The 12,571-nt window shown below is 62.0% G+C and carries 8 protein-coding genes and 1 tRNA gene; 6 read left to right on the top strand and 3 right to left on the bottom strand.

The genetic code is table 11. The annotated features are described in order from the left end of the window. Nucleotides 1-5: 5 nt before the first annotated feature. Genes GR167_RS03890 through GR167_RS03900 form a run of 3 tightly spaced genes read right to left on the bottom strand, consistent with a single transcriptional unit; the run spans nucleotide 6 to nucleotide 2,064 of the window. Nucleotides 6-824 (bottom strand): metal ABC transporter permease, encoded by an 819-nt coding sequence (locus tag GR167_RS03890; RefSeq protein ID WP_160972126.1) that lies wholly within the window; start codon nucleotides 822-824, stop codon nucleotides 6-8. Further along, a complete protein-coding gene (locus tag GR167_RS03895; protein ID WP_160972127.1) occupies nucleotides 821-1,579 on the bottom strand; it encodes an ATP-binding cassette domain-containing protein in 759 nt (252 codons plus the stop codon). Before GR167_RS03895 ends, GR167_RS03890 begins: the two co-directional genes overlap by 4 nt. Next, nucleotides 1,576-2,064: a transcriptional repressor gene (locus GR167_RS03900; RefSeq protein WP_160972128.1), complete on the bottom strand. Its 489-nt coding sequence runs from the start codon at nucleotides 2,062-2,064 to the stop codon at nucleotides 1,576-1,578. Before GR167_RS03900 ends, GR167_RS03895 begins: the two co-directional genes overlap by 4 nt. A 99-nt stretch (nucleotides 2,065-2,163) precedes the next feature. Here GR167_RS03900 and GR167_RS03905 point away from each other — a divergent pair, with 99 nt between their 5' ends. The 6 genes from GR167_RS03905 (at nucleotide 2,164) to GR167_RS03930 (ending at nucleotide 12,571) form a co-directional block, all read left to right on the top strand. Then, nucleotides 2,164-3,195 carry a zinc ABC transporter substrate-binding protein gene (locus tag GR167_RS03905; RefSeq protein ID WP_160972129.1) on the top strand — a complete coding sequence of 344 codons (1,032 nt, stop codon included), beginning with the start codon at nucleotides 2,164-2,166 and terminating at the stop codon, nucleotides 3,193-3,195. Between the two features lie 251 nt (nucleotides 3,196-3,446). Continuing rightward, nucleotides 3,447-5,234: an autotransporter assembly complex protein TamA gene (locus GR167_RS03910; RefSeq protein ID WP_235915833.1), complete on the top strand. Its 1,788-nt coding sequence runs from the start codon at nucleotides 3,447-3,449 to the stop codon at nucleotides 5,232-5,234. Beyond that, nucleotides 5,234-8,485 (top strand): translocation/assembly module TamB domain-containing protein, encoded by a 3,252-nt coding sequence (locus tag GR167_RS03915; RefSeq protein ID WP_160972131.1) that lies wholly within the window; start codon nucleotides 5,234-5,236, stop codon nucleotides 8,483-8,485. The genes GR167_RS03910 and GR167_RS03915 overlap by 1 nt, the downstream gene beginning before the upstream one ends. Before the next feature lie 315 nt (nucleotides 8,486-8,800). Beyond that, a tRNA-Phe gene (locus tag GR167_RS03920) sits at nucleotides 8,801-8,875 on the top strand. A gap of 250 nt (nucleotides 8,876-9,125) precedes the next feature. After that, nucleotides 9,126-10,409, top strand: coding sequence for a DNA cytosine methyltransferase (locus tag GR167_RS03925; protein ID WP_160972132.1), 1,284 nt, complete (start codon nucleotides 9,126-9,128; stop codon nucleotides 10,407-10,409). Next, nucleotides 10,406-12,571 (top strand): ATP-binding protein, encoded by a 2,166-nt coding sequence (locus tag GR167_RS03930; protein WP_160972133.1) that lies wholly within the window; start codon nucleotides 10,406-10,408, stop codon nucleotides 12,569-12,571. The genes GR167_RS03925 and GR167_RS03930 overlap by 4 nt, the downstream gene beginning before the upstream one ends.

Genomic DNA, 12,571 nt, shown 5'->3' on the forward strand with positions numbered 1-12,571 from the left:
ACGGGTCATTTCCCGCCGCCCTGCCCCGCCATGATGCGCAGGCTGTTGCCGATGCTCACCAGCAGGAACAGGATCGCCGCGACGCAAACGATGGTCGGCCCGGTCGGCGTGTCCAGAATGAGCGCGCCCTGCAGCCCGCCCAGCACCGACACCGCGCCGATCAGGGTCGAGATCAGCGCCATCGCTTCGGGCGTGCGGGCGAAGGGGCGCGCGGCGGCGGGCGGCACGATCAGCATCGCCGCGATCAGCAGCACGCCCACCACCTTGATCGCCACCGCCACCACGACCGCCAGGGCCAGGGTCAGCACCATCTGTTCGCGCCGGGGATCGATACCGTCGGCATAGGCCAGATCCGGGTTCAACGTCGCGGTCAGCAAGGCCGACCAGCGCCAACCGACCAGCGCCACGACCAGGATCGCACCGCCCCAGATCACCGCCAGGTCGGTCCGGCCCACCGCCAGGATATCGCCGAACAGATAGGCCATCAGGTCCAGCCGCACGCCTTGCAAGAACGACACCGCCACCAGCCCGAAGGCCAGCGCCGAATGCGCCATCACGCCCAGCAGTGTGTCCATCGTATAGCCGCGCCCGCTCAGCACGCTGACCGTGGTCGCCATCGCCAGGGCCACCGCCAGGGCGCCCGCGAAGACCGAGATGTTGAAGCTCAGCGCCAGCGCCACGCCGAGGATCGAGGCATGCGCCGTCGCGTCGCCGAAATAGGCCATCCGCCGCCACACCACGAAACAGCCCAGCGGCGCGGCCGCCACCGTCACGCCCAGCCCTGCCAGGGCCGCGCGGTTCATGAAATTGTCCAGGATATTCATTCAGCGGCCTCGCTGGGATGGTCGTGATCATGATCGTGACCGCAGCCCTCTTCGTGGCTGTGGTCGTGCCGGTAGAGCGCCAGCGCCCCGCCCGTCCCGGTGCCGAACAGCGCCCGGTATTCCGGCGCCGAGGCGACCTTTTCCGGCGTCCCGTGGCAACAGACATGGCGGTTGAGGCAAATCACCCGGTCGCTGGCGGCCATTACCACGTGCAATTCGTGGCTGACCATCAGCACGGCGCAGCCCATTTCCGCCCGCACCTCTTCGATCCGGCGGTAAAACGCGGCCGAACCGGGCTGGTCCAGCCCCTGCGTCGCCTCGTCCAGGATCAGCAGGTCGGGGTCGTCCAGCAGCGCCCGGGCCAGCAGCACGCGCTGGAACTGGCCGCCCGACAGCCGGGTCATCTGACGGTCCGCCAGATCGTGCAGACCGGCCTTTTCCAGCGCGTGGTCGATTTCCTCGCGCGACACCCGCCGCGGCAGGTTGAGAAACCGCGTCACCGTCATCGGTAGCGTCGGGTCGATATGCAGCTTCTGCGGCACATAACCGATGCGCAGCCCCGCCGCCCGCTCGATCCGCCCCGCCGCCGGTTTCAGTGCGCCGATGATCGCCTTCATCAGCGTCGACTTGCCCGATCCGTTAGGGCCCACCACGGTGACGATTTCGCCCCGGTCGATGTGAAAATCCACATCCGTCAGCGCAAGAACCGCGCCCTGCCGCACGCTCAGCCCGGCGATGTTGATCAGCCGCGTCATGCGTCGCCCGCCTTCTTCTTGCGGCAGACCGGGCACAGGCCCTCGGCCTCGACCACGGTCTGTTCGATCTTGAACCCGGCCTGCGCCGCCGCCGCACCCAGATCGCCCTTGGCCGGTTCCGCCGAAGCTTCGACCACCGCGCCGCATTCGCGGCAGATCAGGAAGGCGGGGGTATGGTTTTCGCCCGGATGGGTGCAGGCGATGAAAGCGTTGAGCCGTTCGACCTTGTGGGCGAACCCGTGCTTGACCAAGAAATCCAGCGCCCGGTAGGCAACGGGGGGCTGCGACCCCAATCCTTCGGCGCGCAGCGTGTCGAGGATTTCGTAAGCCCCCATCGCGCGGTGTTCCGACAGCAGGATTTCCAGCACCCGCCGCCGCACCGGCGTCAACTGCAGACCACGCGCCTGGCAAGAGGCCGCAACGGCGGCGACACCATCGGCGATGCAATGGTCGTGATCGTGTTTTTCAAATCCGACAGAGGTCATGCATCTTCCCGAATGAACCGTTTTTTCGACTTGTAATGTTATAGTATTCCCCATACAAGCCGCAATGTTATGTTATACAATAACAGTCACGGAGCCGAAATGATGAAACCCGCCCTCGCCCTTCCCCTGATCGTCCTTGCACAGGCGGCCCATGCCGAGGTGCCCAAGGTCGTCACCGACATCGCCCCGATCCAATCGCTGGCCGCGCAGGTGATGGGCGATCTGGGCAGCCCCTCGATGATCGTCGAACCGGGCGCGTCGCCGCATGGCTATTCCATGCGCCCGTCGCAGGCGAAGGCGCTGGATCAGGCCGATGTGGTGTTCTGGGTCGGTCACCCGCTGGCCCCGTGGCTGGAAGCGCCGCTGGAGCGGCTGGCCGGGAAGGCGGTATCGATCGAACTTCTCGAAGTCGACGGCACGGTCGAACGGCAGTTCCGCGAAACCGCCGTTTTCGCAGCGGAGGACGGTCATGAGGAGCACGACGCTCACGATCACGACAAGGCCGACGAACACGATCACGATCATGACGCCCACGATGGCCACGCCGAGGCCGAAACTGATCACGACGCGCAGGGCGAAGACGTTCATGGGCACGAAGGTCACGATCACGACCATAACGGCCTCGATCCGCACGCCTGGCTCGACCCGCAAAACGGCAAGGTCTGGCTCGGCGCGATGGCCGCGGCCCTGGCCGAAGCCGACCCGGAACACGCCGACATCTACCGCAGCAACGCCAAGGCGGCGCAGGACGACCTGGATCAGCAGATCGGTCGCATCCAGGCGGTTCTGGAACCGGTCGCGGACAAACCCTTCGTGGTGTTCCACGACGCCTATCAGTATTTCGAAGCACGGTTCGGCCTGCGCGCCAGCGGCGCGATTTCGCTGAGCGACGCTACGGCGCCCAGCCCGGCCCGGATCATGGAAATCCGCGACGAAATCCACGAACACGGCGTCGTCTGCGTGTTTTCCGAACCGCAATTCAACCCCGGCCTGGTCGCCACCGTTTTCGAAGGCAGCGACGCGCGCACCGCGGTGATCGACCCGCTGGGCACCAAGCTGGAAACCGGCCCGGCGCTTTACGGCACCCTGCTGGACGAACTGGCCGGCACCATGGCGGAGTGCCTGAAATAACACCCGGCCGGTAACAGGCTGACCTTCAAAGGGCCCGCTTCGCATCCGAAGCGGGCCTTTTATTGGGCCTCCCCGACCGCCGCCGCCTGCCCAACGCCCGGTCTGCGCGACGTCAATCGGCATATTCCTGCCCGAATTCACGGCCTTTTTTGCCCGGACCGGCCCGAACCGACCGGAACCGGATGGAGCTTTGGGCGTTGAGCGCCTATTCTGGCAGTCGAATAGCTCTTGCCAGATTGACCACGATTCCATTGCGACACTTCTCCGCCCTTCTGCTTTGCGCGGCCCTTGCCGCGCCCGCCCCGGCCTCCGCGCTGGACCAGCTGGATTTTTCGTTGCAGGGGGTGGAAAACAAGACCCTTCTCAAGCGGCTGCGCGGCGCTTCCATGCTGCGCACCGCCGAACGCGAAAAGGTCAGCGATCCACAGGACCTGTTTTCCACCGCGCTGGCCGATTACCGGCGGCTGGTCGAAACGCTTTACGCCCTGGGATATTATTCCGGCATCGTGCATATCCGCATCGACGGGCGCGAAGCGGCGCTGATACCGGTGCTCAGCCCGCCGCGTGAAATCTCGAAGATCGAGGTCAGCATCGACCCCGGCGAACCCTTCCGCTTCGGCACCGTGGACATCGCACCGCTGGCGCCCGGCACCCAGTTGCCGCCGGAATTCCGCAGCGGCGAACGCGCCCGCGCCGAGGTCGTCATCGACGCCGCCCAGGGCGCGGTCAGCGACTGGCGCGATGCCGGCCATGCCAAGGCCGAGGTCGCGTCGCAGGACCTGCTGGCCGATCACGCCGATTACAGGCTGGACGCGCGGATCGGCCTTGCGCCCGGGCCGCAGGTGCGGTTCGGCGATCTGATCCTGTCGGGCAAGACCAAGGTGCGCCCCGAACGCATCCGCCGCATCGCCGGGCTGCCCGAGGGCGAAGTGTTTTCCCCCGACGCGCTGGACAAGGCCGCCAGCCGGTTGCGCCGCACCGGCACGTTCCGGTCGGTCGCGCTGACCGAGGCCGAAAAACTGGGCCCCGACAACCGGATGGATATCGGGCTGGCAGTGGTGGATGAAAAACCCCGCCGCTTCGGCGCCGGGATCGAGATGTCGAATTTCGAGGGGCTGAGCGTGTCGGGATTCTGGCTGCATCGCAACCTTCTGGGCGGGGCCGAACGGCTGCGGATCGAGGGCGCGGTGTCCGGCATCGAGGGCGATAGCGGCGGCGTCGATTACAGCCTCGGTGCGCGGATCGAACAACCCGCCATGTTCGGCGCCGACACCGTGGGCTATGCCTACCTCGACATGTCCAGCCTGGACGAACGCGATTTCACCGCCGACACCGTGACCGTGGGGATCGGCGCGACGCGGATCTTTTCCGACCACCTGCAGGGCAGCGTGGAATTCGCCCTGTCCTACAGCGAAACCGACGACGTGTTCGGCCCCCGCGATTTCACCTTCGCCACCCTGCCGGTATCGCTGCAATGGGACAAGCGCGACGACATTCTGAACGCCACGAAGGGCCATTACGTCGATGCGCGGCTGACGCCCTTTGCCGGGCTGAACGGCGAAGCTTCCGGCGCGCAATTGAAATTCGACAGCCGGGTCTATCGCAGCCTCGGCGCCGAGGGGCGGCTGGTGCTGGCCGGGCGGTTCCAGCTGGGATCGGTGGTCGGCCCGTCCCTGTCGGAAACCGCCCCGACCTACCTGTTCTATTCAGGCGGCGGCGGCACCGTGCGCGGCCAGCCCTATCAGTCGCTGGCGGTGGATGTCGGCACCGGCCGCACCGGCGGGCGCAGCTTTGCCGGGCTGTCGGCCGAGGTGCGGACCAAGGTGACCGAAAAGATCAGCATCGTCGGCTTCGCCGATGCGGGCTATATCGGCAGCGAAAGCTTCCCCGACGGGTCGGGCGAATGGCATTCGGGGGCCGGGATTGGCGTGCGTTACGACACCTCGGTCGGACCGATCCGGCTGGATGTCGCCACCCCGGTCAGCGGCGATACCGGCGCGGGCGTGCAAGTGTATATCGGGATCGGGCAGGCTTTCTGATGCGTAAATTGATCCTTCCCCTTGTGCTGATCGCCCCCCTGCCCGTGCTGGCGCAGGAAGCGCAGGACGACCGCGGCTACCTTGAAGCCCTGCTGGAAGATTCGCTGTCCAGCCCCGGCGCGCAGGTCGACATCACCGGCTTCAAGGGCGCGCTGAGTTCCACCGCCACCATCGAAAAGCTGACCATCGCCGATGCCGACGGCATCTGGATCACGCTCGACACCCTGTCGCTGGACTGGAACCGCGGCGCGCTGCTGCGCGGTGATCTGCAGGTGAACGAATTGTCGGCGGGCACCATCACCTTCGACCGCCTGCCGCTGCCGGCGGAAACAACCCCGCCCACCGCCGAGGCGCCCGGTTTCGCCCTGCCGGAGCTGCCGGTATCGGTGCATCTGGGCAAGCTGTCGGTGGGCAAGGCGACGCTGGGCCCGGCGCTTTTGGGCGAGGAATTGACGCTGTCGCTGGACGGGTCGGCAGAACTGGTCTCCGGCGCAGGGTCGGCGGCCCTGTCGGTCAGGCGGCTGGACGTGACCGAAAGCGCATTGGAATTCGCGGCAAGTTATACCAATGAAACCAAACAGTTATCGCTCAATCTTGACCTTCACGAACCGGCAGGCGGGATCGTCGCCACCCAGTTGGCCCTGCCCGGCACACCTGCGATCGACCTGACCGTCAAGGGCGACGGCCCGATCGAGGATTTTGCCGCCGACCTGACCCTTGCCACCGACGGGCAGGACCGGCTGCGCGGCAACCTGGCGCTGACCGCCAAGCCGCGCGACGACAGCCCCGAGGCGGTAAGCGACCTGGTCTTCGCGGCCGAACTCGGCGGCGACCTGGCGCCGCTGTTCGCCCCCGATTACCGCGCCTTCTTCGGCCCCGATATCCGGCTCAAGGCGGATGGCAAGCGGCTGGCCGAGGGCGATCTGCATCTCGACGCGCTGACGCTGAACGCCGATGCGCTGTCGCTGCAGGGCACCGCCCGCATCGCCGCCGACGGCTGGCCCGACCTGTTGCACCTCGACGGGCAGATCCGCCCACAGCGGGGCGACAGCGTATTGCTGCCGCTGAGCGGCCCGGCGACCCGGTTGCGCGGGGCGGATATCGCGCTCAACTACGACGCCGCGCAGGGCGATGGCTGGCAGCTCGTGGCGCGGCTCGACGGGCTTGAGCGCCCCGACATGCGGCTCGCCTCGGCCCGGGTGACCGGCGCAGGCCGGTTGCAGCGCGGCGACGGCACCAGCCTTGGCCAGGTGAACGGCCAGATCGAGCTGAGCGCGCTCGGCATCGGGCTGGACGATCCGCAACTGCAAGCGGCCGTCGGGCCGGAGCTGCGCGGCAAGCTCGACTTCGACTGGGCCGAAAACGCCCCGCTGAGCCTGACCGGGATCGAGCTGAGCGGCGCGGATTACAAGGCCTCGGGCGATCTGAGCATTGCCGGGCTGACCGACGGGATGAACATCCGGCTCGCCCCCGACCTGCGGGTCAGCGCGCAGGACCTGTCGCGGTTTTCCGCAATCGCCGGGCGCGACCTGGGCGGGTCGGCAGGCGTCGGCGTCAAGGGCGATCTGCGCCCGCTGGCGGGCAGTTTCAACCTGACCATCGACGGCGACACCCGCGATCTGGCCCTGTCGCAGCCGCAGGTCGATCCGCTGCTTGCGGGCCAGGGCACGCTGCACCTGATCGCCCGCCGCGATGCGGATGGCAGCGCAATCGACGACCTGCGGATCGCCACCGATCACGCCGAAATCACCGGCACCGCGCAGATGCGCACCGGCGCGGGATCGGCCGAAATCAGCACCCGGATCGCCGATCTGGCGCGCGTCATCGACGGCATCGGCGGCGCGGCGATGGCCGATATCAGGGCCGATCTGAGCGACGGGCAGTGGCAGATCGACGCCAATGCCATCGGGCCGGGCGGCGCGAATATTGCCGCGCAGGGCACGGCGGCCGAGGATGCCAGCACCATGAATATCGGCATCACCGGCACTGCCCCCTTGGCGCTGGCCAACCGTATTCTGCGGCCGCAGCAATTGTCCGGGCTGGCGCGGATCGACCTTCGGCTGGACGGCGCCCCGTCGCTGGCCGCGCTGTCGGGCGAAATCAGCAGCAGCGGTGCGCGGCTGGCGCTGCCGACCCAGCGGCTGGCGCTGGAGGATATCTCCGGCGCGATCCGCCTGAACGGGGGGAGTGCTACGGTCGACATGTCGGCGGGCGTGTCCTCGGGCGGGCGAGTCACCCTCAGCGGTCCGGTCTCGCTCTCCCCCGGTTACAGCGCCGATCTGACCGCAGACCTGGCCGCGATCCACCTCACCGACCCGACGCTTTACGACACCACGCTGGACGGACGTATCGGCGTGTCCGGGCCGCTGACCGGCGGTGCCCGGATCAGCGGCACCGTGACGCTTGGCGAAACCGAATTGCGGGTGCCCAGCACCTCGGGGCCGAGCTATGCCGACCTGCCCGGGCTGAAGCACCGCAACGAACCCGCCGAGGTGCGCCAGGTGCGCAGCTGGGCCGGGCTGATCGAAACCTCAGGCAATGGCAGCTCCGGGCCTTCCTACGGGCTCGACCTGACGATCCGGGCCCCGGCGCGGATCTTCGTGCGCGGTCGCGGGCTGGACGCGGAACTGGGCGGCGGGCTGCGACTGCTGGGCAGCACCGACAGCGTGGTGCCGCAGGGCCGCTTCGACCTGATCCGCGGGCGGCTGGATATTCTTGGCAAGCGGCTGACCCTGACCGAGGGGCTGATTCAGCTGCAGGGCGCCTTCGACCCCTATATCCGCTTTGCCGCCGATACCGAGGCCGACGATACCAGCGTGACCATCGCCATCGACGGCCCGGCCAGCAGCCCGGGCCTGAACTTCACCTCCAGCCCGGACCTGCCGCAGGACGAAATCCTGGCGCTGGTGCTGTTCGGGCACGGCATGTCGTCGATTTCGCCGTTACAGGCGCTGCGGCTGGGCGCCGCGATCCGTACCCTGGCGGGCGGCGGCAGCGGCGGGCTGACCGGCGGGTTACGGCGGGGGCTGGCGCTGGATGACCTGGACCTGAGCACCAGCGAGGAAGGCGCGGCCCAGGCGCGGATCGGCAAATATATCAGCGACAATATCTATACCGAGGTCACCGTGGACACGGCCGGAGAAAGCCAGATCAACCTGAACCTGCAGATCAGCCCCAGCCTCACCGCGCGCGGCCGGATGAGTTCGGACGGGGAAACCGGCCTGGGCGTGTTCTTCGAGAAGGATTATTGAGCGCGGACACGCGCTGTGCAGGCTGGGCTGCCGCTCGCTCCCGATCTCCGAGCCGTACTCGCGGTTCTGCCCCCCAGGTCGCGGGTACCGCCGCCTCCCGCATCCGTACATCCAGCGGCAAACCGACTGCCCCGCCCCTCGCCTTTCGGGTCGCGCGAACGGCTTTTTCCCGGCCGGACTTCCCCCTGACCGGCCCCGCCCTGCTCGCGCTTTTAAAAAATGTCACATGGGCCGGATTTTTTTGCAAAATCCCTCTGGACACCCCCCCGTAGCTCGCCTAGAACGCCTCCACCCGAACGCAAGACGTTCACCCGTGCCCGGGTAGCTCAGGGGTAGAGCAGTGGATTGAAAATCCTCGTGTCGGTGGTTCGATTCCGCCCCCGGGCACCATTATTTTTAAATTTTTCAATTGCTTAACCTGTGCGGCTTCGTGCGCGCACTTGCATTGCTAGGCTTGGGTATCACTGGGGTATCAATTTGCAGGAAGTTCTCCACTCGGCGCGACAGTACTTCACCATAAGTGGGAATGAACTGAAATCTACAGTGGCACTTGACAAAGGCAAAGAGTATCAAATCAGTGGTCGTTGACGCCTTCGGGAAGGAAAACGCTACCGAGAAATGAAAAAATACCAGGCCTTGCATGTTCGATTTGACAAAAAAAAACGGCAATAAGCCAAATTTCATTGACTTGTTCGCGGGGGCTGGTGGCCTGTCCGAGGGTTTTGTGCGCGCAGGCTGTGAGCCCATCGCTCACGTCGAGGCTGATACTGCGGCAGCTTGCACTCTCCGTACTAGAGAAGCGTTCCACGTACTGAGGGGCCGAGGCGACCTCAGCGGATATTTTGCATATCTTTCGGGTCAGCTTAGCAGGGACGAATTCTATTCGTTGGCGTTTGGACCCCGCTCGAGTTCTGTCATCAACGCCGAAATTGGCGCTAAGAGCCTGTCTCACATTTTTAACCAATTGGATATCCAGATTGGCGATAGGAAACTGGACCTAATTGTAGGTGGTCCACCATGCCAAGCTTATTCACTTGTTGGGAGAGCGCGCTCTGAACAGAAGATGGTCGGCGACAAACGGAACTACTTGTTTGTCTACTACGCCGAATTCCTGAGGAGATATCGACCAAAGTTCTTTATCTTTGAAAACGTCGTCGGACTTCTGACCGCGCGCGAAGCCGATGGCACACGCTACTTTGATATGATGTGGTCGCTTTTCAAAGATCTCGGTTATACGGTCGAATATCAAGTCATCGCCGCTGATGAATACGGTATCCCTCAAAAGCGAAAAAGGATTATTCTCGTAGGCAGAAGAGGTAAGAAAGACGGTTTCTTCCCAGAGCTCGAAAAAATCCCGACTGACTTTTTGGTTGAGGATGCTATCGGCGACCTACCATCTTTGCGTGCCGGGAAAGGGGTGCCATCAGCCATTTTATTGGAAAATCCGCCTAGCCGTTGGCTGGCGGAATCCGGCTTGCTTTCAGCGGACAAGAGTACCACTTGGCACGAAGCACGCCCTCACAACCCGAGGGACCTCAAAATTTTCAAGAAAGTAGTCAACAGGTGGAACAAAAATGGTGAACGGCTGAGTTATAACGACCTGCCTGAGTCGCTAAAGACCCATAAGAACCGAAGCTCATTTCTTGATCGTTTCAAGGTTGTTGCGGCAGACTTGCCAGCGTCCCATACAGTGGTTGCACATATCGCCAAGGATGGGAACTACTACATCCATCCAGACAATGCGCAAAACAGATCCCTTACACCGCGCGAGGCGGCGCGACTGCAAACTTTCCCTGATGACTTTTATTTCGAGGGCGCAAGTGGAAAACCAAGCCGAACCTCGGCCTTCAAGCAAATCGGGAATGCCGTGCCGGTCCTGCTAGCTGAGAAGATTTCCCAGAAACTTGTGGAGAACTGGTCATGAGTGACGACGGTGTATTCTCTATTCGACCCGCAGGTCGCCACATCTTAACTATCGGTCGTGATCTGATCCAAGATCCTTATGCTGCCGTTGTTGAGCTGGTCAAGAATGCCTTCGATGCAGATTCCGAGTTCGTCGAGGTGGAGTTTAGGGCAGACACCGAGGCACAGGAATACAAAATCATCATTTCGGACGGTGGCCACGGAATGTCGAGGTCAGATGTCGTTGAACGGTGGATGGTCCCATCTACCGATGACAAGCTGAAGCGAAAGATTAGCCCCAATGGTCGAGTTCTCCAAGGCAGAAAAGGAGTCGGCCGGTTCGCGGCGTCTATTCTGGGAGACGATCTGCTGTTGGAAACCACCACGGAGAAAGGGGAGACGACCTCTGTATTTGTGGAATGGGCCACTTTCGAAGATGCAAGTTATTTGGATCAGGTAGAGTTACTAATTGATACTCAGAAAACCGATTCCAAACCCGGCACAGTACTAACGATTAAGGGTGGCAGTGCCGGGCTGGAAGAGTGGAATGACGCTCAGTTTCGCCGTTTGATGTATGAGTTGCGAAAGTTGACGCCTCCTACGGCCGCTGTCTCTGGGGTTGAACTGAAGCCAGAGAAATTTGATATCAGACTAAAAATTTCTGGCTTCGAAGGCGTTCATGACACGGAAGAAACCATCGATTCATTCCCGATCCTGGAATTCTACGATTACATGATTTCTGGATATGTGGACGAAAACGGCATCGGCGAACTCACCTACTCCACGCAGAAAATAGATAACGCAAGTGCGGAGCGGTTTTCCGTTGACTTTTCTGGATTTTTCGAAAAGTCGTGTGGTTCTCTTAACTTCGACATCCGGGTTTATGATCGCGACAAAAATGATATTGAACAAATTATTCGTAGAGGCCTGAAGGACAAAGATGGCAATTACCTTGGCAACCTAGCCGCTAAGCAACTGCTGAACTTCAACAACGGAATCGGCGTTTACAGGAACGGTTTTCGAATTCGACCGTTGGGCGATGCACAGTTTGACTGGCTTAGGCTAAACCATAAAAGAATCCAGAATCCTTCCAGAAAAATTGGCGGAAACCAAGTCATCGGATTTGTGCACATCGAGGCCGAAGAAAGGTCGGGACTGATTGAGAAAAGTGCTCGGGACGGCCTCAAGGAAAACGCTGCTTATGAACGATTGATCGAAGTAACGACCAAGGTCATTGAAGAACTGGAAACCCGCAGATTTGCGCTGCGAAGATCACTTGATCTAGGCAAACCGAAGTCCCGCGTCGAAAAGCAAATTCAGCAGTTGTTTTCGGATGACCACATTCGTGCGGACGTGGTTACGAGGCTGGAGCGCGCAGGCATAGGAGAGGCTGTCACCAAAGAAATATCTGACATTCTCGAAAGGGACATGGCCGCAAAGAACAAGGCGGCAGAGAGCATTAGGCAAACGGTTGCTGTCTATCAGGGTCAAGCTACTCTCGGAAAAATCGTGAACGTAGTCTTGCATGAAGGGCGGCGGCCACTGAACTTTTTCAAAAACCAGGTTCCGAACCTTGAATATTGGGCAGGGGTATTTAGTGATAGTCCAACGCCTCAGAACCTGGATCAGGTTCTTCCTATTGCAAAAGAACTGGGCCACAACGCGGATGTGTTCGCCCGTCTTTTTGAAAGACTTGACCCACTGGCGGCGGGCAAACGAGCGGAAGCTCGCCCATTCAAAATGTCGGAGGTTCTGAACGGCTCTCTACAAGTGTTCGAAAATACTCTGACAGAACTCGGAGTTGATGCTGTCGTTGAGGGGCCGGTTGATTTCGAGCTATTGGGTTGGAAGCAAGATTTCTACGCGATTTTTACCAACTTGATTGACAACAGTGTTTATTGGTTCGCAGAGAAAGCCACGAAGAACCCATCGATCACGATACGGTTCGAAGTTTCTGAAAGTGGTCTTGCATACATTGACTATAGAGATAGTGGCCCCGGAATTGACAAATCTCTCATCGAATCAGAGGTGATTTTCGACCCTGAGTTTTCTACCAAACGAGATGGTACCGGTTTGGGTCTTGCAATTGCGGGTGAGGCGGCATCGAGAAATGGTCTTGAACTGAACGTTTTGGAGTCCGATCAAGGTGCATATTTCAGACTTCAACCTGAAAACGGAGAGTAG

This window comes from Thalassovita mangrovi (assembly GCF_009857745.1).
Classification (GTDB): Bacteria; Pseudomonadota; Alphaproteobacteria; order Rhodobacterales; family Rhodobacteraceae; genus Thalassobius; species Thalassobius mangrovi.